Genomic DNA, 18082 nt, shown 5'->3' with positions numbered 1-18082 from the left:
GATTTCCGCCGGCCGGGGGTCACGAACAGTGGTGAGCCGGGTTCGCTGCGCAGCGGTCGCCGTGCACGGCGGGCCACAAGCCGGCCGCCCACGCGGTCTCCCGCTCCACGGCCGTGAAGACGCGACCGCGAGCGTCCTCATAGGACTCCAGGAACGCCGCGGAACTCCCGATCGGCGCTGATTCCGGTCGTCGAGGAAGCCGATCGACGGCCACCGGCCCATCAGCCGGGTGAGGAGGCCAAGCCGGTCCCGGCGAGTCAGTCCACTGTGGATGCCCGGGGCGTCACCGGCGCGGCTCCCAGCGGAAGAGGCGGGTGGCCAGCGCGATCGCGACGATCACCCAGGCCAGCGTGGGCGCGAGCAGGATCAGCGAGTCGCCCAGTGCGACGCCGCCGTTCCACGCGTCGAGGATCAGTTCGGTGGCCGAGCCGCCGGGGAGCAGGCGCTTGAGCAGCGTGAGCTGATCGGTGCCGGTGGCGCCGACCCAGCCGGCCACGGCGACGACGCCGACGGTGACCGGCAGCGTGGTGACCTGGGCGTGCTCCGGGGAGTTGGTCAGGCCGGCCGTGGCCAGGCCCAGCGCGAGCATCATGACGATCGTCGAGACGACCGCCGCCACCAGCAGGAGCGGGTGGGCGGGCCGGTCGGTGACCGCGGCCAGCACCCCCAGGATCACGGTGACCTGCACCAGCGTGAGCACGGTGATCGGCACCAGCAGCCCGGCGAGGATGCCGACGTCACCGGCCGCGGTGGAGCGCAGGCGCTTGAGGAAGAGGTTCTGGCGGCGGGACGCGAGCGTCGTCACCGAGGTCGTGTACAGCCCGATGCTCACCACGAAGAACAGGGCCAGCGCCGCGATGTAACCGAGGCTGCCCACCTTGGTGAACAGCTCGTGCCGGCTGATGAGGAACGCGCTGAACGCGACCGGCAGGAGCAGGGCGGTGACCAGGACCAGCCGGTTGCGGAAGATCTGGATCAGCTCGCCGCGAGCGATCGAAAGCATGGGAGAGGCCCTTTCTCAGGAGTTGCTGATGGCGCGGAAGACGTCGTCGAGGCGGGTCGGGCCGGCTTCGAGCCCACGCAGCTCGACGGCGTGGTCCTGCGCCCAGGCGAGCACGGTGTGGAGGTCCTTCTGCAGGCCGAAGGTCTCGATGAGGAACCGGCCGTCCGGCTCGCGGGTGGCCTGCAGCGGCGGCGCCGGCGCGTGCGGCGGGAGTGCGAAGTGGATGGTCGAGGGCAGCGTCCGCGTCAGTTCGGCGACGGTGCCCTCGCGGTGGAAGGTGCCCTCGTGCATCAGGCCGATGCGGTCGGCGCGCTGCTGGGCCTCTTCGAGGTAGTGCGTGGTGAGCACGATGGTCGAGCCGTCCTCGCGCAGCCGGTCGACGGCGTCCCACAGCGCGTCGCGGGACTGGATGTCCAGGCCGGTGGTGGGCTCGTCGAGGAAGATCAGCTCCGGCGTCCCGTAGACGGCGGTGGCGAAGTCCAGCCGCCGCTTCTCACCGCCGGACAGCTGCGACACCTTCGTGCCCGCTTTGCGCGTGAGGTCGACGATGCCGAGCACGCGCTCGACGTTGTCGGCCCGCTCGGTGAGGCTGCCGATCAGCCGGACCGACTCGCGCACGGTCAGGTCCGGGGAGAACCCGCTCTCCTGCAACATGATCCCCATCCGGGGCCGCACCGCGGCGCGGTCGCGCGGGCTCTTCCCGAACACCCGCACGGCGCCCGAGGTGGGCGCGCGGTGGCCCTCGACGGTCTCGAGGGTCGAGGTCTTGCCGGCGCCGTTCGTCCCGAGCAGCGCGTACAGCTCGCCGCGCTCGACCTGGAACGGGAGGTCCCGCACGGCGTGGAAGCCGCCGTAGGTGAGGTTCAGGTGGTCGACGTCGATGACTGGTGTCGTGGACATGCTCCGATTCCAGCCCCGTTCGCGCCCCGGCGGCAGTGTGGCCACGTCACCACAGGACATGACGTGGTGTCACTGGTGGGGCCCGCCGTGGCCGTTACGCTCGGGGTATGGAGGTGACCACGCTCGCGCGCCGGGCGACCTGGACCGGTGGGGCGGTGCAGGAACGGCTGCGCCGGCTCAACCTCATCACGACGGTGCCGCCGCTGGCGTTCGTCGGGGTGCTGCTGGTGGTGCTCACCGCCCGCACCTGGTGGCACGTCGTGCTGCAGGTCATCGGCCTGGCCGCCGCGCTGGCGACCGCGGAGCGCTGGACCGCGGGCGACTTCATCCGCGTCGCGCGGCCCTGCGTGGCCATCACCGCGGCGGTCTGGCTCGCCGGGGCGATCAACGACGACTCCTCCTCGTTCTACGGCCTGTGCGTCGTCGGCTCGTTCACCATCCCGCCGCTGCCCCGCCACCGCATCGCGGCCCTGCTGGGGCTGGGCGTGCTGGTCGCCGCGCTGGGCTCGACGAACCTGTTCGTGCACCCCGACTCCGGCCACGGCATCGGACGGCTGATGCAGTTCGTCGTCATCCCGGCTGTGTCCGTCGTGGTGTCGACCGCGTTCACGTTCGTCAGCCAGCGGTTCTACGACCTGGTGGCCGAGCTGGAGCAGTCCCGCGACCGGGAGGCGGAGCTGGCCGTCATCCGCGAGCGCATGCGCTTCGCCAGCGACCTGCACGACATCCAGGGCCACACGCTGCACGTCGTCAAGCTGAAGGTCGCGCTGGCCGAAAAGCTGCTGCGCAGCGACGTCGACCGGGCCCAAGAGGAGCTGAAGGAAGTGCACACCCTGGTCGGCGACACCATCGTCCAGACCAAGGAGCTCGCCTACGCCCAGCGGCGGCTCAACCTGTCCGCGGAGCTGGAGAACGCGAAGAACCTCTTCGAGGCCGCGGGCATCCACGTGCGCGTCGACCGCGAGGCCGAGGTCGACGCGCGGGCGGGCGAGTTGCTCGGCCAGGTCCTGCGCGAGACGACGACGAACATCCTGCGCCACGCCCAGGCCGAGCAGGTGCGGATCACGCTCACGGAGTCCGGGATCTCCATCGTCAACGACGGCGCGCAGGAGGGCGGACCGCCCGAGCTGAACGGCCTCGCCACTCTCCGGCAGCGGCTGGCGGAAGGTGGGGGCGAGCTGAAGGTGGAACAGCAGGACGGCCGGTTCCTGACCGCGGCCGTTTTCCCGCGACGGGGGGACGTCCGATGACGACCGTGGTGCTCGCCGACGACGAGGCGTTGCTGCGCAAGGCGTTGGCGGCGTTGCTGCCCCTCGAGGGCGAGATCACCGTGCTCGCCGAGGCCGAAGACGGCGAACAAGCCGTGAAGGCCACCCTGGAACACCGGCCGGACGTGCTCGTGATCGACCTCGAAATGCCCAACGTGGACGGGCTCGGCGCCGTCGCCGAGATCCGCCGCACGCGGCCGGACCAGGTGATCCTCATGCTCACCCGGCACGCCCGGCCCGGAGTGCTGCGCAAGGCGCTGAAGCTCGGTGTCCAGGGGTTCGTCAGCAAGGCGGCGGAACCGGCGCACATCACGTCGGTGATCAAGACCCTGCACGAGGGCAAGCGCTGGATCGACCCGGACGTCTCCGCGCTCGCCGTCGTCGACGACTGCCCGCTCACCGACCGCGAAGTCGACGTCCTGCGCGCGACCCGCGAGGGGTTCGCGGTCGCCGACATCGCGGGTCAGCTGCACCTCGCGGAGGGCACGGTCCGCAACTACCTCTCGAACGCGATGCAGAAGACCCAGACCCGCACCCGCCACGAAGCTGCCCGATACGCCCGCGAGCACGACTGGCTCTAGACCAGCTTTTCCGTCCACGCCAGCAGTTCCGCGACGACCTCGGCGCGGTTCGTCTCGTTGAGGATCTCGTGCCGGGCGCCCGGGTAGACCTTGACCGTCAGGTCCTTGATGCCCGCGTCGCGGTAGCGCTGGACCAGGACGTCGAACAGCGCGAGGTTGCCGTTGACCGGGTCCTGCTCACCGACGGCCAGGTACATCGGCAGGTCCTCGCGCATCCCGCCGACTGCTTCGGGATCGGCCAGCCGACGGGCACCGGCGAACATCGCCTTCGTGTTCGCCGGGTCGATCCCGAAGCCGCACAACGGGTCCGCGACGTAGGCGTCCACTTCGGACTCGTCGCGGCTGAGCCAGTCGTAGTCCGTGCGCGGCGGCTGGAACGGCGCGTTGAACATCGCCAGGTCCAGCGGCTGGTCGAGGTCCAGCGCCGGCTCCAGGACGTCGAGCGCGGCCGTACCGGTGAGGACGGCCGCGTCGACGTCCGCCGAGTGGTCGAGCAGGTACTGCTGGGCCGCGAACGAGCCCATGCTGTGCGCGAGCAGGACGACCGGCAGGCCCGGCTGTTCTTCGCGGATATGCGCGGTGAGCACGCCGATGTCGGCGACCAGCGCCGGCCAGCCGTCCGGGCCGAGGTCGCCGGGTGTGTCCCGGATGGACGCGCCGTGGCCGCGGTGGTCCTGGCCGTAGACGGCGAACCCGCGATCGGTGAACGCGCGGGCGACCCGGTCATAACGGAGCACGTGCTCCCCCATGCCGTGGGTCAGCTGCAGCACGCCGACCGGCGGCCCCGCCGGGTCCCAGCGGTACGCGGTCACGCTTCCGGGCAGGGTGAACGTCTCATCGGGCATCGTTGCCTCCTCGTTCCGCCCACCCTGCCTCATGCGCCCCGCCGGTTCCAGTCCTCAGCCGGCCGGGATGTAGGCCAGGCCGTGCGCGCCGGGCTCGCCGGCGCGCGGCACGGCGAGCGTGTCGACGACGGTGGGCTTCGCGGGATCCGCCAGGTCGACGACGGTGACCGTGGACCCGACCACCGCCGAGACGTACGCGCGGTCGCCGTCGGGGGACGACGTCAGCGTCAGCGGCATCGTGCCGACCTCCGCCGTCCCGACCAGCTCCAGCGCCTCGGGCGACACGCCCTTCCAGACGGACAGGCGGCCGTCGGGGCGGTGCTGCTCGCCGGCCAGCAGCAGGCCGGTGGCCGTCCAGTGCACCGGGATGACGGCGTGGGCGGCGGGCAGGGTCCGCACGACCGTGCCGCTCCGGGTGTCGATCAGCGCGACGCCGGGCTCGGCGTCCCGCACGGCCACCGCGACGGTCGCGCCGTCCGGGCTGACGGCGATGCCCTCGCTGCCGGCCACGGCGATCTTGTCGAGCAGCTCGCCGGTGGCCAGGTCGACCACCGTGACGAACGGCGCTTCCTTGTTCGCCGCGTACCCGCGCAGGCCGTCCGGGTCGATGGCGAACCAGTGCGGGCCGGGCGCGAGGGTGTCGATGCGGCGCAGCACGCGGCGCGTGGTCGTGTCCACGACGACGACCCCGCCGGGGCCCGCCGGACCGGCCTCGACGCTGACGTAGAGCAGCCGCCGGGCCGGGTCGAGGGCCAGGCCGTGCGGCCCGTGCTCGGGTGAGAGGTCGAGCACCTCGACGATCTCACCGGCGTCCGGGTCGATGACGGTGACCTGGTGGTTGTGGCCGTCGTGGGCGCCGTAGTAGCCGCGGACGTAGGCGCTGGTGCAGTAGAGCAGCCGGTGTTCGGCGTCGAAACACAGCTCGTGCGGCTCGGCCGGCACGGTCAGGACGGCGCCGGCCTCGTGGGTGGCGGCGTCGAACAGGGTGACGGTGGGACCGCTCTGGCTGACGACGGCGATCCGGTCGCCGGGGCGGGGGTAGGTGGACATCTTGGTTTCTCCTTCGTTCGTTCTGGTCCCACCTTGCGTCGTGCGGCGGGATTGCCACAATAGGAATGTCAGCACGGGATAGTTGCTCAGATCGGAACGATGCTGGTGAACATCGATGCGAACCTGCTGGTGGCGCTGGACGCGTTGCTGGCCGAACACAGCGTCACGCGCGCGGCGGAGCGGCTGCGCACGTCCCCGGCGGCGATGAGCCGCACCCTGGCCCGGCTGCGGCGGGTGCTGGGCGACCCGCTGCTGGTGCGCGCGGGGCAGGCGATGGTGCCGACGCCGCGAGCAGAGGCGATGCGCGACGAGGTGGCCGCAGTGGTCCGCCGCTGCGGGGCGCTGCTCTCCCCCGGCGAGGACGTCGACCCGCTGACGCTGCACCGGACGTTCACGGTCCAGGCGGCCGACATCGTCGCCGCGGCGCTGGCCCCGGGCCTGCTGGACCTCGCGGCTGCGGAGGCCCCCGGGGTGTCGGTGCGGTTCCGGGCCGAGGAGCTGGAGGGCGGCCCGGCCCTGCGCGACGGCCAGGTCGACCTCGAGATCGGGGCCCTGGACCACGCGGACCCGGAAACCCGCACGGAACCCCTGGTCACCCTGCACATGGCGGCGGGGGTCCGCGCGGGCCACCCGCTGACCGAGGGGCGCCTGACACCGGCCCGCTTCGCGGCGGCGTCGCACGTGGTAGTGAGCCGCCGGGGCCGCTTCACGGGCCCGGCGGACGTGGCCCTGGCGGACGCCGACCTGCGACGGCGGGTGGTGGCGGTGCTGCCCAGCCATCTGACGGCGATGACGCTGGCGGCGCGGACGGACCTGGTGTGCCTGGTGCCGGGCGGTGAGACCGGCCCGATGACGGAGGCGGCCCGCGCGCTGGGGCTGCGGCTGCTGGAGGTGCCGCTGCCGCTGCCACCGGTGGTGATCGGGATGGCGTGGCACCCACGGAACTCCGCGGACGGCGGGCACTCCTGGCTGCGCTCGGCGGTGCGGCGGGCCCTGGGCGAGGAACTCCGCTGGGCAGCGCGCTGACCCATCGGCACCGGCGCCGGGATAATCACCCGGTGACCGACTCCGGGGTAGCCGAACCGATCACCGTGCCGTCGTGGCTGGGCCGGCACTGGTGGCGGATCGCGCTGGTCGTCGCCGCCGTCGGCGTCGCCGCGTTCTCCTGGGAGCACCCCTTCGCGGCCTTCTTCGGGCTGCTTCCGGTCATCGCCTGGTGCTCCCTCGCGACGGCACCGCGAACCGGCGTGCTCTTCGGGCTGGTGCTGCTGCTCCTGCTGGCCTGGTTCACGGTGCCGCGCGGGCTCGAGCTGGCCGGGCCGTGGGTGCCCGCGGCGATCGAGGTCTACTGGTTCCACACCGCTCTCGCGGCCGTCGTCGGCGCCGTCGGGATGCTCGTCGAACGGCAGCGTCCCAGCTCGCTGCTGCTCACCATGGTGGTCGTCGGGTTCGTGGCGGCCGGCGTCGTCGTGTTCTCGGAGTGGGAGGCGCCGCCCGGGGACGAAGGCGTCGCGCCCGGGCCGTCGCAGCTGACGGTCGTGCGGACCGTCGGCTGTGGGTCCGGCGGGTGCTGGGGTGTCCTGGACGCCACCGGCGACCGCGCCACCGACGTGATGCGCGGCTACCTGGTGCCGCACGGTTTCACGCCGGCGAGCGAGATCGACGGGGTGCCCCGGCTCTGCCGGCGCACGGGCGTGCTCGTGACGCACGAGGTGTGCGCGGAGCTGCGGACCCGGTCGGCGACGGCCGTCCGGGTCGAGTGGTACGTGAACTGACGCGCGGCGGCTCGCCGGGAGCCGCCGCGCGTCCGGTTCAGGCCGGGGCGACCGCGCGGCCCGTCTGCGGGGAGATCATCCCCGCGCACAGGCCGCGGGAGGCCAGCCCCTGCGCGATGCGCGGGATCGCCGTCCGGGTGTTGGCCGGCCACTCGTGCATCAGGATGATCTGGCCGTTCTGCAGCCGGGCGTTGGCCGCGACGATCGCGTCCACGCTCGCGCCGTTCCAGTCCTGCGAATCGACGTCCCAGATGATCTGGGTGAGACCGTACTTCGCTTCGACCGTCCGGAGGGTCGTGTTGGTCTCGCCGTACGGCGGCCGGAACAGGCGCGGGGTGCCGCCGCCCGCGCCGGCGATCGCCTGCTGCGTCCGGGAGACCTCCGAGTCCACTTGGGACTGGCTCTGCTGGATCAGGTGCGGGTGCGTGTAACTGTGGTTGCCGACCCACATCCCGGCGCTCACCTCCGCCCGCACCTGCGCCGGGTACGCGGCCGCGTACTGCCCCTCGTTGAACATCGTCGCGCGCAAGCCGTTCTGCCGCAACGCGTTCAGCAGCGCCGGGGTGTTACCGTTGGACGGGCCGTCGTCGAAGGTGAGCCCGACGTACCCGGAACAGGCGGCCGCGTGGGCCGGGGTGACGGAGATCGTGCTCGCCGCGGCCAGCACGGCGGCGGCCACCAGGGATTTGCGCATGATCAGCCCACCGTCAGGTTCGAGTTGCCGCTGCTCTGGTAACCCTCGGTCGCGAGGATCATGTAGTAGCTGAAGTTGCCCAGCCGCATGCCGTAGCGCGCCCACGCGTCGAAGTGGTTGCCGGTGGTGATGGTGCCGCCGGTCCGCTTCTGCTGCCGCACGCTCCAGTACTGGTTGAAGGTCCTGGTCCCTTCGACGGACGGCGCGTTGTACCGCGTGGTCTGGTAGACGTCGTAGGTGCCGCCGTCGCTGGTGACGGTGCCCTTGTAGGTACCGGTGGGCCGGTAGGTGCCCCAGTTGTCGACGATGTAGTACTCGACGAGCGGGTTCGACGTCCAGCCGTAGAGCGCGAGGTAGCCGTTGCCGGAGGGGTTGAAGCTGCCGGAGTAGTTCACGGTCCGCCGGCTCCCGTTGCTCCACCCCTTGCCGGCGACGAAGTTCCCGGTGTTGCTCCAGGAGGTGCGGTAGTTGCCACCGGAGCCGAGCGTCATCGAAACCGAGCCACCACCATCGGTCCAGAAGGAGTAGTAGTAGCCGTTGCTGGTCCCGGTCTGATTGGTGGTGACAACGGTGTCGGCGTGGGCGACACCCGGCGTCAACGCGGCGATCAGCGCCAGGGCGACCCCGCCGGTCAACGCCCTGAAGCGGCCGTGGTTCTTGGTGCGCATGCTTCCTCCTCATTGAGGCTGGCAGGCAAGCCAGGATGACGGAAGCATGATTTCCGCACGGTTGGTTGGGCAATAACTTTCGAAGATTTTCGAGAGTTTCGAGCCGCCCCGCCTACGGATCAACGCCCTGCTGCAGTGCTGACTGCAGCAGGGCGGATCCGCGGCCACGGCTACTCCCGCAGCCCGATGGCGTCGATCGGCTTGGCTCGCAGCGCTACCCGGGTCGACAGGCCCATCGACAGCAACCCCAGCAACACCGCACCCGCGATGATTCCCAAGTAGACGGTCGGTGAGCCCGACGGCACCACCGTCCCCCGCAGGCCCATGTTCAGCAACGCCAGCGGTACCAACGGAACCAGCGTCCCGACGACCGCCGCGACTCCGACCGTGGCCAGTGCCTCCAGGCGCATCATCCGGATGACCTGGCCGCGCGTTGTGCCCACCAAGCGCATCAACGCGAACTCGCGGCCGCGCTGGGCGGTGCTCATCACCAGGGTGTTGGCCACCGAAATCGCGACGTAGCCGATCAGCACGCCGACCGCCACCAGGTTCAGGTAGAACTGGGCCTGGCGCTGGCCGCCCGTTTCCGGGGATGCCGCGGTGAAACCCAAGCCCGGGTAGCGCTCGGCGACCGCACCCAAGGCCGCGGACACGGCCGAGGGGTCCGCGGTGGGCGAACGGCGGACCAGGACCGAGTCGTCCAGCTGGTCGCCGGTGTGCGCACGAGCCAGCGACGCAGGCAGCACGAAGTCGCCGAAGGCCAAGTCGTGTGTGTACGTCGCTACCAGGCGGAGGGTGGCCGGAACCCCGTCTCCGTAATAGAACTCGACCTGGTCGCCGATCTTCTTGCCCAGCCAGCTCGCCTCCGACTCGCTCAGCGCCACCGTGTCGCCCCGCAGGTCCGCCAGGCGGCCGGCCGAGATGCCCAGGTCCAGGGTCGCGCCGGCCTGGTCGCCCAGCAGGCCCTGCGCGGGCAGGCTCTGGACGTCGATGTCTTCGCCCGTGGGCGTCGCCACGATCACCTGGGTGCGCACCACCGGCGTCGCCGCCGCCACGCCCGGGACGCGGCGGACCGCTTCGGCCACCTCCGGGGAGATGCCGCCCGCCGGGCTCGTGAGCACGTAGTCCGCCGTGGTCGACCGCGTCGTCTGCTGCTCGGCGGCCGCCGAAGCCGACGTCTGGCTGTAGAACATCGACAGCGCGAACGCCACCGCCAGCATCAGCGGGGTCACCGCCGCCGCCAGCCGGCGCGTGTTGGCCTGGCTGTTCGCCGCGGCCAGGTAACCGCTGATCCGCGACACCCGCGACAGCACCGGCGCGAGCACCCGCACCATCAGCCCGACCACCTGCGGCCCCACGACCGCCAGCCCGATGACGGTCACGAGCGTCGCCATCGACGACGCCGCCGTGCCCGCGTCGCCGTGCACGAACAGCGGGACCGCCGCGCCGCCGAGGCCGATCAGCACCAGCGCCCAGCCCGTGACGAGCCGGACCTTGCCGAGCTCACGCCGCTCCACCGCGGCCTCGCCGAGCGCCTCGACCGGCTTGATCGTCGACGGCCGCCGCGACGCCGTCCAGGCCGCCAGCCGCGCCGCGCCCAGGCCGAGGACCACCGCCGCCACCAGCGGGAGCGGGCCGATCACCAGGCCGAAGTCCGCCGGGATGACGCCGATCGCGGCGAACGCGTCGCGCATCCCGGCGGCGACCGCCAGCCCCAGCAGGCTGCCGAGCACGCCGGCGACCAGCGCGATGAGCGTCGTCTCGACGCCGATGAGCTTGCGGATCTGCTTCGGCGTCGCCGCGACGGCCCGCAGCAACGCGAACTCGCGCCGCCGCTGGTTGATCGTGAGCGCGAGGGTGCTCGCCACCACGAACACCGCCACCATCAGCGCGAACCCGCCGAACGAGCCGGCGATCGCGAGCAGCAGCGTGCGGGTCTGGCTGACGTCGAGGAACTCGACGGTGCTGCGCTCGACGCCGCTGGTCACCTCGACCGGCGCCCCGGCCGTCGCGGCGCGCACGCGGTCGGCGAGCGCGTCCGGAGCGACACCCGGGTCGGCCAGGACGCCGATCGCGTTCACCTGGCCCGGCCGAGCGGCCAGGTGAGCTGACTGCGACGTCGTGAAGAACAGCGCCGACTGCCGCGACAGGCCGGCCGCGGTGGCCACGCCGGACACCCGGAACGGCACCGGCGTCGACCGCGTCATGACGCGCACCTGGTCGCCGACGACGACGCCGGCGCGCTGGGCCAGGTCGGCGTCGAGCACGACCTCGCCGTCGGTCGCCGGCGCCCGGCCGGCGCTCAGCGTGAACGGCGCCAGGACCGCCGCGTCCCAGTTGTGCCCGAGCGACGGGACGCCGGTCAGCACCTGCCCGTCACGGGTCACCACCTGCGCCGGGAAGCTCTGCTCCGCCACCGCGGCGCGGACGCCGGGGACCGCGGCGAGCCGGCCGGCCAGGTCCGCGGGCACGGTGGCCTGCTCGCCGACCTGCTCGGACGACAGCGCGTCGGCGCCGGGCGGCCGCACCGACTGGGTGCCGCCGACGACGACGGCCGCGGCCGCGTACCGCTGCGTCGGGACGCCGGCGCGCAGGCCGGACTCCATGAGGATCCCGCACGCGGCCACCAGGGCCGCGCCGCACAGGATCGCGATGAACGCGCCGGCGAAGCCGCCGATGCGCGTCCGGATCGTCTGCAGGGCCAGGGTCAGCACGGTCACCACTCCCCGAGGTGCGTCATGCGCTCCGCGACCCGCTCGGGCGTGGGCTGCGTGAGGTGGCCGGCGAGCTTGCCGTCGGCGAGGAACAGGACGCCGTGCGCCGCCGAGGCCGCGACCGGGTCGTGCGTGACCATCAGGACGGTCTGGCCCATGCCTTCGACGACGGCGCGGAGCAGGTCGAGCACCTGCCGTCCGGTGCGGGTGTCGAGCGCGCCGGTCGGCTCGTCGGCCAGCACGACCTCGGGCCGGGTGACGAGCGCCCGCGCGATCGCGACGCGCTGCTGCTGCCCGCCGGACAGTTCCGAAGGCCGGTGTTCGAGCTTCTTCGCGATGCCGACGCCTTCGACGATTTCGCGCAGCCAGCGCGGGTCCGGCTTGCTGCCGGCCAGCCGCGTCGGCAGCGTGATGTTCTGCAGCACGTTCAGCGACGGCAGCAGGTTGTAGGCCTGGAAGACGAACCCGATCCGGCTGCGCCGCAGCTGCGTGAGCGCGGTTTCCTTCAGCTTGCCGATCTCGGTGTCGCCCAGCAGCACCCGGCCCGACGTCGGCCGGTCGAGCCCGGCCGCGCAGTGCAGGAACGTGCTCTTGCCGGAACCGGACGGCCCCATCACGGCGGTGAACGTCCCTCGCGGCACCCCCACGGACACCCCGTCGAGCGCGGTGACGGCGCCGTCGCCGCGGCCGTACACCTTCCGCACCTCGGCCAGCTCCAGCGCATACCCTGTGGTCATCACGATCCCTTTCGTTCTGTAGCACCAAAACTAGGTTCGTGGCGGCCTCCGTTCGATCCCGTGGGGAGGTGGATCGGGGGTAGCGCCTGCACCACCACGGCGGTGGGGTGCGCCTCGGTGGGACACTGGCGGCGTGACGACCCGCTTGCGTGCCTGCTGGTCGGCGGTGCGCTACCTGCTGGCCGGGGCGGCGACGTCGCTGTTGTCGATCTTCGCCCTCGTCGGCCTGTTCGTCGTGCTCGTGCTGTGCCCGTTCGGCATCGGGATCCCGTCGGTGGCGCCCGCGATCCGGCTGTCGCGCAAGGTCGTCCGGCTCGATCGCCGCCGGGCCGCCCGCGCGCTCGGCGAGCCGATCCCCGAGCCCTACCGCGACGGCAACCCCGTGACCGACCCGGCGACGCGCCGTGACGTCGCGTGGCTCGCGCTCCACGCGGCGACCGGGATGCTCATCGGCGCGCTGGCGATCGGCCTGCCGCTCGGCGCGGTCCAGCAGGTCGTCACGGCCGCCGTCTGGCCGGCGGTGCCCGGCGGGATCGAGGCATCGATGGGGATCCTCGTGCACTCGTGGCCGACCGCCGGGCTGGCCGTGCTCAGCGGCGTCGTGATGGCCGCGGTGACGTTGTTCCTCGCGCCGGTGGTCGCCCGCTGGCAAGCCCGTACCGCGCGGTCGCTGCTCAAGCCCGGCGCGGGCGTCGTCCTGGCCGACCGCGTCGCCGAACTGACCGCGACCCGGGCCGCCGCCCTGGAGGCGCACGGCGCCGAACTGCGCCGCATCGAGCGTGACCTGCACGACGGCACGCAGGCGCGGATCGCCGCCGTCGTGCTCCAGCTGGGCATCGCGGGCCAGCTGTACGAGCGCGACCCGGACACCGTGCGGGACCTGCTGGTCAAGGCGCAGGACACCGCGACCGACGCACTGGCCGAGCTGCGGACGGTCGTGCGCAGCATCTACCCGCCGCTGCTGAGCGAACGCGGGCTGGCCGGCGCGGTGCGCGCCCTCGGCGAGCGCAGCCCGGTGCCGGTCGCGCTCACCGTCGAGAACGACGCCGGACGGCCGGCGGCGGTCGAGGCCGCCGCGTACTTCGTCGTGGCCGAGGCGCTGGCCAACGTGACCAAGCACGCCGACGCGTCGAAGGTCGAGATCACCCTCGGCGGCCCCGCGGGCCTGCTGTCCATCGACATCCGCGACGACGGCCGCGGCGGCGCCGTGGAGACCGGCGGCAGCGGGCTCGCCGGGATCCGGCGGCGCGCCGAGGCCTTCGACGGGACCCTCACCCTGACCAGCCCACCCGGTGGGCCGACCGAGCTGCGAGTGGAGCTGCCATGCGGGTCGTGATCGCCGAGGACGACGCCCTGTTGCGCGAAGGACTTTCGCTGCTGCTGAAGACGTCGGGCATCGAGGTGGCCGCGACGTTCGACAACGCCGAGGACTTCCTCGAGTTCGTCGGGACGGACCGGCCGGACGCCGTCGTGATGGACGTGCGCATGCCGCCGACGCACCGCGACGAGGGGTTGCGCGCCGCCGTCCGGGCCCGCGAGATCCACCCGGGCCTGCCGGTGCTGGTGCTCTCGGCCCACGTCGAGACGAGCTACGCGGTCGAGCTGCTGGCCGACGGCGTCGGCGGGGTCGGCTACCTGCTCAAGGAGCGGGTCGGCAAGGTCGAGCGGTTCCTCGACGCGCTGCAGCGGGTCGCGAAGGGCGGCACCGCGATGGACCCCGAGGTGATCGGCCAGCTGATGGCCCGCAGCCGCGCGAAGGACCCCCTGGACGCGCTCACCGCGCGCGAGCGCGAGGTGCTGGCGCTGATGGCCGAGGGCTACAACAACGGCACCATCGCCGAGCTGCTCGTCGTCAGCGACGGCGCGGTGCTCAAGCACATCCGCAACATCTTCCAGAAGCTCGACCTGCCCTCGGACGAGGGCGGCCACCGGCGCGTGCTGGCCGTGCTCGCCTACCTCGGCCGCGACAGCTGACGCTCGGCGGTAGTGCAGGCGCTACCCGGATTCCGGGTGCTGAACCCATCGAGCCGGCCGTCGCGCCGCTTTAGCGTTCTGGTCATGGAAAACGACCCGGAATACACCATCGCCACCACCACCCGCTCGGCCGCCCCGCTCCTCTGGCTGGTCCTGGTCATCAGCGCCGGAACCAACGCCGTCGGTTCCGTGACAGGGCTGGATTTCACCCTCCGCATGGTCGCCGGCTCGGTCGCCCTGGTCTGCACCGTCCTGCTGATCACCCATTACGTCCGCCGCCGCAAGGCCAGGTAGTCGCCGAGGTGCGCCGACGCGTCGAGCATGGCGACGCCCTGGGCCGTGAGCCTCGTCTGCCAGCCGGCCAGCGCGCGGGACAGCTCCTCGGTGCCGCCGGCCGTCCGGATCTGCTCGACCACCGTGGCGATGTGCCCCAGCGGGTAGCCGCCGCGGCGCAGGAGGTGGGCGAGGTCGGCGTCGCGGACGTCCTCCGCGCGGTAGACGCGGTAGCCCGCGGCGTCGCGCGCGGGCGTCAGGATGCCGGCCTGCTCCCAGTTCCGCAGGGTCGCCGGCGTGACGCGCAGCCGGTGCGCCAGCTCGCCGATCGTCCGGGCGCCGGGGTCCGGCGCGGGTTCCGCCGTCAGGTCGCCCACCGCGCGGCGCACCGAGCCGAGGGTTTCGCGGTCCCGCAGCAGCCGGGCGTGGCCGCGGTCGATGGCCAGCAGGGCGTCGTCGAGGTGGCCGTCGTGGAGCGCGAGCATCACGCGACCGGCCGTCGGGTGGCCGTATCCCCTGATCAGGGCCAGGTAGGCGCGCAACGCGGCCGCGTGCGTCCCGGTGTAGATCCGGTAGCCGCTCGGCGTGCGGTCCGCGGGCGGGAGGAAGCCGTCCGCCTCGTAGTTGCGGACGGCCTGGGTCGAGAGGCCGTGCTCGCGGGCCAGGTCGGCGGGTCTCATCGGGTTGAGACTTTACCGAGCCCGGCTTAGGCCAAGTCTCAACCGTTCTTTCAACGATACGCTTGAGCCTCATGAGTCAGGACATCCGAGACTTCGCCCCTGCGTCGTGCACCCTGCTGGGTTACGGCGAGCCGTCGCACCAGGAACCGGCGTTTCCCTTGCGGCGCAACGCACTCTTCGCCCAGCTGGCCGGGCACGGCTTCCGTTCGATCGCCCTCGAGACCGACCGGGTGGCCGCGCTCGCCGTGGACGGTTTCGTCCGCGACGGCGCCGGCACCCTCGACACCGCGATGAAGGAAGGCTTCTCGCACAGCTTCGGGGAGCTGGACGCCAACCGGCGCCTGGTCGCCTGGATGCGTGAGCACAACGAGCCCCTCCCGGCCGCGGAACGCCTGGCGTTCCACGGTTTCGACGCGTCCACCGAGATGATGAGCGCGCCCAGCCCGCGGCGCTACCTCGAACACGCCCGCGACTACCTGGGCCTCGACGTCGACGTCGCGAGCCTGGCCGGCGACGACGACCGGTGGAGCCGGACGGAAGCCGTCATGGACGCGGCGGCTTCTCCCGGCGCCACGCCGGAGGCCGACGCCCTGCGCGCGCTCGCCGACGACCTGCTGACCACGCTCTACAGCCGCGCGCCGGAGCGGATCGCGGCGACGTCACGCGCCGAGTGGGTCCGCGTGCGGACGCACCTCACCGCCGGGCTCGGCCTGCTGCGCTACCACAAGCAGGCGGCGATCGACGGCGCCGAACGGTATTCGCGCCTCAGCGGCACCCGCGACGCGATCATGGCGCAGAACCTGCTCGACATCCGCGACCTCGAGGCCCAGCGGGGGCCGACGATGGTGTTCGCCCACAACAGCCACCTGCAGCGCGGCACGAGCAGCTGGAACTCGGCGGTGGCGAACCTCGTGTGGTCCGGTGCCGGCGCCATCGTGGGGTCGTTGCTGGGCGAGCGGTACGTCTTCGTCGCCGGGAGCGTCGGGCGCAGCGAGGCGCTCCGGCTCGGGGAGCCCGAGCCGGAGACCTACGAGGCTTCGCTGCAGGACCGCGTCGACGGCTGGGGCCTGGTGCGCGCGGTCGAGCCCGGCCGCACGCGCACGGACGCCATCCCGGAGACGGGTTACTTCCCGCTCACCCCCGAGGTCCTCGACGGCGCCGACGCGGTCCTGCACATCAGCGCGACCACCTGAGCGATCGCGATCAGGACGACGGCCGTCCGGACCGGCGCCGCCACCGCCCCGAGCACCGGGCCGGCGGCGGCGCCGACGTTCAGCGCCGCCGTCGCGTACGAGCCCGCCATCGTCGGCGCGCCCGCGGCCAGCCGCAGGATCCGCGCGATCACCGTGCTCCCGACGGCGAACGACAACGCGCCCTGCGTGAACGCCAGGACGGGCAACGCGGCCGGGACCAGCGCCAGCACGACCCAGCCCGCGAGCAGCAGGAACCCGCCGATCGCGACGACCTGGCCAGGCCACCGGTCGGCGAGCCGGCCCGCCGCGGTCACGCCGGCGAAGCAGCCGGCGCCGAAGATCGCGAGGACCAGCGGCACCGGCGCGATCCCGGCGGACAGCGGCGCCAGGGCCGTGAAGACGCCGAACGTGGCCGCGTTGACCAGGGCACCGAGCAGCAGCGTCCCGGCGAGCGTCGGTCGTCGCAGCTCGGCGAGTTCCTTACGCAGCCCGGACGGCTTCGCGGTCGCGGGAGTGCCGGGGATCCGCGCGACTCCCGCGACCGCGGGCACGCACAGCAGCGCGACGGCCCAGAACGCCGCGCGCCAGCCGAACGCGGCGCTCAGCAGCGCGCCGCCGGGAATGCCGGCGACGCAGGCGAGCGTCGTGCCGCCGAGCAGGACGGCCAGCGCGCGGCCCGTCCGGTCCGGCGGTACGAGACCGGCCGCCGCGGTCAGCGCGACGGCCAGGAAGCCCGCGTAAGCCACCGCGGCCACCGCCCGCGTCACCAGCAGTACGGCGAACGATCCGGTGAGGCCGCCGACGACGTGCGTCGCGACGAACACCGCGAGGAAGCCCAGCAACGCCGTGCGACGCCGCCATGAACGGGCCACGGCGGCCATCAGCGGCGCGCCGGCGACCAGGCCGACGGCGAACGCGGACGTCAGGAAACCGGCCTGTGCCGGGGAAACCCCCAGCGCGCCGGCGATGTCGGGCACCAGCCCGGCGAGCATGAACTCGGACGTGCCCATGGCGAACACGGCCAGGGCGAGGAAGTAGACAGGAATGGGCACAACAGGCTCCAGGGATCACGAGATCGGCAGACGACTTCGTGGTCACCCGGGGACCCGGGCACGCGGGTGGTGAAAGGAGCGAGCTACCGGGCTGCCGGGGCGACCGACAGCCCGGTCCTGGACGCTTCGGGGCTCGACACGCGTCCGACGATACCGTGGGCCCATGTTCGAGCAGGAAGTCGCACGCGTGGACGCCGTCCTGGAGCCGATCGCGAACGCCCCGTTCGACGGGGAGCCGTTCGAGGTGGTCCTTCCGCCCGGTGCGCGGGAAGTGCTGCGCGCCCTGCTGGACCACTACGCGACCGGCGACGACGACGCCCGGGCCGAGGTCCGCGCGTTGTTCGAGCGGTACCCGTCGTTCCGCTGGGCGGTGTCCCTGCCCGACGCGGACTTCCGCACCCGGCTGCTGCACATCTCGGCCTGCGACCAGGGCGCCGACCCGCGCGACGAACTCGTGGCGCTCAACGCCCTCTGCACCGCGGCGCGCGCCGACGGCGTCGACATCCGGCCGGTACTCCGGGAGGTGGCGGCACTGTCGAGCCCGGTGGACAAGTACGGCATGGGCTCGACCCGGGACTTCCTCTTGCGCAGTGCGAGTTAGCTACGCCGTCCTCGCGCCGGGTGGTCTGCCGCGGCTTGTCGTGAGTGGTCAGGGCGGTTAGAACCGCCCTAAAC

19 protein-coding genes are annotated in these 18082 nt (G+C 72.7%); 9 read left to right on the top strand and 10 right to left on the bottom strand.

Translation table 11 applies throughout. The features are described from left to right. Positions 1–283: 283 nt before the first annotated feature. Positions 284–1003: an ABC transporter permease gene (locus OG439_RS45980; protein WP_326946612.1), complete on the bottom strand. Its 720-nt coding sequence runs from the start codon at positions 1001–1003 to the stop codon at positions 284–286. 15 nt (positions 1004–1018) lie between these two features. After that, on the bottom strand, positions 1019–1903 hold the full coding sequence (locus tag OG439_RS45975; protein WP_326946610.1) for an ABC transporter ATP-binding protein: 885 nt from the start codon (positions 1901–1903) through the stop codon (positions 1019–1021). 107 nt (positions 1904–2010) lie between these two features. Here OG439_RS45975 and OG439_RS45970 point away from each other — a divergent pair, with 107 nt between their 5' ends. Together OG439_RS45970 and OG439_RS45965 are read left to right on the top strand one after the other, a co-directional pair. Further along, positions 2011–3153 carry a sensor histidine kinase gene (locus OG439_RS45970; protein WP_326946609.1) on the top strand — a complete coding sequence of 381 codons (1143 nt, stop codon included), beginning with the start codon at positions 2011–2013 and terminating at the stop codon, positions 3151–3153. After that, entirely contained in the window at positions 3150–3752 is a 603-nt protein-coding gene (locus OG439_RS45965; RefSeq protein WP_326946607.1) for a response regulator transcription factor, read from the top strand. The genes OG439_RS45970 and OG439_RS45965 overlap by 4 nt, the downstream gene beginning before the upstream one ends. Here the strand turns inward: OG439_RS45965 and OG439_RS45960 are convergent. Further along, positions 3749–4597, bottom strand: a complete 849-nt coding sequence (locus OG439_RS45960; protein ID WP_326946606.1) for an alpha/beta hydrolase — start codon at positions 4595–4597, stop codon at positions 3749–3751. The two genes, OG439_RS45965 and OG439_RS45960, sit on opposite strands and share 4 nt — an antisense overlap. Positions 4598–4651: 54 nt before the next feature. Beyond that, positions 4652–5647, bottom strand: a complete 996-nt coding sequence (locus OG439_RS45955) for a YncE family protein (protein ID WP_326946605.1) — start codon at positions 5645–5647, stop codon at positions 4652–4654. 99 nt (positions 5648–5746) lie between these two features. On the opposite strand from OG439_RS45955, the gene OG439_RS45950 reads away from it, so the two are divergent. Both OG439_RS45950 and OG439_RS45945 read left to right on the top strand, forming a co-directional pair. Then, positions 5747–6673, top strand: a complete 927-nt coding sequence (locus OG439_RS45950; protein ID WP_326946604.1) for a LysR family transcriptional regulator — start codon at positions 5747–5749, stop codon at positions 6671–6673. A gap of 32 nt (positions 6674–6705) precedes the next feature. Continuing rightward, entirely contained in the window at positions 6706–7422 is a 717-nt protein-coding gene (locus tag OG439_RS45945) for a hypothetical protein (protein WP_326946603.1), read from the top strand. Between the two features lie 37 nt (positions 7423–7459). Here the strand turns inward: OG439_RS45945 and OG439_RS45940 are convergent, their stop codons facing one another. From OG439_RS45940 to OG439_RS45925, 4 genes are all read right to left on the bottom strand, one after another. Beyond that, complete coding sequence (locus tag OG439_RS45940; RefSeq protein ID WP_326946602.1) at positions 7460–8116, bottom strand: polysaccharide deacetylase family protein; 657 nt, start codon at positions 8114–8116, stop codon at positions 7460–7462. Between the two features lie 2 nt (positions 8117–8118). Continuing rightward, positions 8119–8784: a glycoside hydrolase family 11 protein gene (locus tag OG439_RS45935; RefSeq protein WP_326946601.1), complete on the bottom strand. Its 666-nt coding sequence runs from the start codon at positions 8782–8784 to the stop codon at positions 8119–8121. Positions 8785–8954: 170 nt separating this feature from the next. Then, the gene (locus tag OG439_RS45930) at positions 8955–11498 is read right to left on the bottom strand and encodes an FtsX-like permease family protein (protein WP_326951791.1); all 2544 of its coding nucleotides are present in this window, start codon (positions 11496–11498) and stop codon (positions 8955–8957) included. Positions 11499–11500: 2 nt separating this feature from the next. After that, a complete protein-coding gene (locus tag OG439_RS45925) occupies positions 11501–12235 on the bottom strand; it encodes an ABC transporter ATP-binding protein (RefSeq protein WP_326946600.1) in 735 nt (244 codons plus the stop codon). 133 nt (positions 12236–12368) lie between these two features. Between OG439_RS45925 and OG439_RS45920 the strand changes: the two genes are divergently transcribed. The 3 genes from OG439_RS45920 to OG439_RS45910 all read left to right on the top strand — a co-directional run bounded on the left by OG439_RS45920 (position 12369) and on the right by OG439_RS45910 (position 14503). Continuing rightward, positions 12369–13571, top strand: a complete 1203-nt coding sequence (locus tag OG439_RS45920; protein ID WP_326946599.1) for a sensor histidine kinase — start codon at positions 12369–12371, stop codon at positions 13569–13571. Continuing rightward, entirely contained in the window at positions 13559–14209 is a 651-nt protein-coding gene (locus tag OG439_RS45915; RefSeq protein ID WP_326946598.1) for a response regulator transcription factor, read from the top strand. The genes OG439_RS45920 and OG439_RS45915 overlap by 13 nt, the downstream gene beginning before the upstream one ends. A gap of 84 nt (positions 14210–14293) precedes the next feature. Then, positions 14294–14503, top strand: coding sequence for a hypothetical protein (locus OG439_RS45910; RefSeq protein WP_326946597.1), 210 nt, complete (start codon positions 14294–14296; stop codon positions 14501–14503). On the opposite strand, the gene OG439_RS45905 is transcribed toward OG439_RS45910, so the two are convergent. After that, positions 14476–15162: a TioE family transcriptional regulator gene (locus tag OG439_RS45905; RefSeq protein WP_326946596.1), complete on the bottom strand. Its 687-nt coding sequence runs from the start codon at positions 15160–15162 to the stop codon at positions 14476–14478. The genes OG439_RS45910 and OG439_RS45905 overlap by 28 nt on opposite strands. 71 nt (positions 15163–15233) lie before the next feature. On the opposite strand from OG439_RS45905, the gene OG439_RS45900 reads away from it, so the two are divergent. Then, entirely contained in the window at positions 15234–16355 is a 1122-nt protein-coding gene (locus tag OG439_RS45900) for an erythromycin esterase family protein (protein ID WP_326946595.1), read from the top strand. On the opposite strand, the gene OG439_RS45895 is transcribed toward OG439_RS45900, so the two are convergent. Continuing rightward, positions 16286–17407 carry a Cmx/CmrA family chloramphenicol efflux MFS transporter gene (locus OG439_RS45895; protein WP_326946594.1) on the bottom strand — a complete coding sequence of 374 codons (1122 nt, stop codon included), beginning with the start codon at positions 17405–17407 and terminating at the stop codon, positions 16286–16288. The genes OG439_RS45900 and OG439_RS45895 overlap by 70 nt on opposite strands. Before the next feature lie 163 nt (positions 17408–17570). Here OG439_RS45895 and OG439_RS45890 point away from each other — a divergent pair, with 163 nt between their 5' ends. Beyond that, positions 17571–18008, top strand: a complete 438-nt coding sequence (locus tag OG439_RS45890; protein ID WP_326946593.1) for a hypothetical protein — start codon at positions 17571–17573, stop codon at positions 18006–18008. The last annotated feature ends 74 nt before the right edge of the window (positions 18009–18082 follow it).

It is taken from the genome of Amycolatopsis sp. NBC_01307 (assembly GCF_035975215.1).
Lineage (GTDB): Bacteria > Actinomycetota > Actinomycetes > Mycobacteriales > Pseudonocardiaceae > Amycolatopsis.
Note: the sequence above shows the minus strand (reverse complement) of the source record. Positions and strands in the feature narration are given on the sequence as shown.

Bases quoted from the DNA above. Each gene is read 5' to 3' on its own strand.
- OG439_RS45955 (WP_326946605.1), bottom strand. From the start codon at position 5,647: ATGTCCACCTACCCCCGCCCCGGCGACCGGATCGCCGTCGTCAGCCAG.
- OG439_RS45910 (WP_326946597.1), top strand. From the start codon at position 14,294: ATGGAAAACGACCCGGAATACACCATCGCCACCACCACCCGCTCGGCC.
- OG439_RS45960 (WP_326946606.1), bottom strand. From the start codon at position 4,597: ATGCCCGATGAGACGTTCACCCTGCCCGGAAGCGTGACCGCGTACCGC.
- OG439_RS45925 (WP_326946600.1), bottom strand. From the start codon at position 12,235: ATGACCACAGGGTATGCGCTGGAGCTGGCCGAGGTGCGGAAGGTGTAC.
- OG439_RS45915 (WP_326946598.1), top strand. From the start codon at position 13,559: ATGCGGGTCGTGATCGCCGAGGACGACGCCCTGTTGCGCGAAGGACTT.
- OG439_RS45965 (WP_326946607.1), top strand. From the start codon at position 3,150: ATGACGACCGTGGTGCTCGCCGACGACGAGGCGTTGCTGCGCAAGGCG.
- OG439_RS45905 (WP_326946596.1), bottom strand. From the start codon at position 15,162: ATGAGACCCGCCGACCTGGCCCGCGAGCACGGCCTCTCGACCCAGGCC.
- OG439_RS45935 (WP_326946601.1), bottom strand. From the start codon at position 8,784: ATGCGCACCAAGAACCACGGCCGCTTCAGGGCGTTGACCGGCGGGGTC.
- OG439_RS45900 (WP_326946595.1), top strand. From the start codon at position 15,234: ATGAGTCAGGACATCCGAGACTTCGCCCCTGCGTCGTGCACCCTGCTG.
- OG439_RS45980 (WP_326946612.1), bottom strand. From the start codon at position 1,003: ATGCTTTCGATCGCTCGCGGCGAGCTGATCCAGATCTTCCGCAACCGG.
- OG439_RS45975 (WP_326946610.1), bottom strand. From the start codon at position 1,903: ATGTCCACGACACCAGTCATCGACGTCGACCACCTGAACCTCACCTAC.
- OG439_RS45970 (WP_326946609.1), top strand. From the start codon at position 2,011: ATGGAGGTGACCACGCTCGCGCGCCGGGCGACCTGGACCGGTGGGGCG.
- OG439_RS45890 (WP_326946593.1), top strand. From the start codon at position 17,571: ATGTTCGAGCAGGAAGTCGCACGCGTGGACGCCGTCCTGGAGCCGATC.
- OG439_RS45940 (WP_326946602.1), bottom strand. From the start codon at position 8,116: ATGCGCAAATCCCTGGTGGCCGCCGCCGTGCTGGCCGCGGCGAGCACG.
- OG439_RS45950 (WP_326946604.1), top strand. From the start codon at position 5,747: ATGCTGGTGAACATCGATGCGAACCTGCTGGTGGCGCTGGACGCGTTG.